General features: G+C 59.3%; 1 protein-coding gene. It reads left to right on the forward strand.

Annotation, left to right across the window (positions count from 1 at the left end):
* Window positions 1-243 (forward strand): transposase (locus AB9F29_RS22730; protein WP_369757352.1); only part of this gene is annotated, 243 nt, incomplete at both ends.

Consider the following 243-nt stretch of genomic DNA (forward strand, 5'->3'; position numbering starts at 1 on the left):
AACCCTGCCTGATTGGCATGGAGGCCTGTGCCACATCGCATTACTGGGCGCGGGAAATCGCGGCGCTTGGTCACGACGTGCGGATGATTCCTCCCGCTTATGTAAAGCCGTACGTCAAACGACAAAAGAACGATGCAGCGGATGCGGAAGCCATCTGCGAGGCTGTCACGCGACCGAACATGCGCTTCGTGCCAGTGAAGACCGAGGAGCAGCAGGGTGTTCTTGTGCTGCACCGGTCTCGTG

The sequence above is a fragment of the Falsihalocynthiibacter sp. S25ZX9 genome (assembly GCF_041205405.1).
In the GTDB taxonomy this organism is placed as follows: Bacteria; Pseudomonadota; Alphaproteobacteria; order Rhodobacterales; family Rhodobacteraceae; genus Falsihalocynthiibacter; species Falsihalocynthiibacter arcticus.